The following is a 212-nucleotide window of genomic DNA, read 5'->3' on the forward strand; positions in this document are numbered from 1 at the left end:
GTTTTTATCCGACGGCAACTTCCCACGCCTGAGTATTCACCGGGGTGCGAAGAAGCAGAAGGGCAAGTATTTCGGGCCGTACCCTAGCGCTGGCGCGATCCGTGAAAGCCTGAGCCTGTTGCAAAAGACGTTTTTTGTGCGCCAGTGCGAAGACAGTTTCTACAAGAACCGCACCCGGCCGTGCCTGCAATACCAGATCAAACGTTGCAAGG

General features: G+C 55.2%; 1 pseudogene. It reads left to right on the top strand.

The annotated features are described in order from the left end of the window. Window positions 1-212, top strand: a pseudogene (gene uvrC, locus ACW9IR_RS30430) (excinuclease ABC subunit UvrC); the annotation flags it as partial.

The organism is Pseudomonas sp. SDT291_1_S447 (assembly GCF_054070155.1).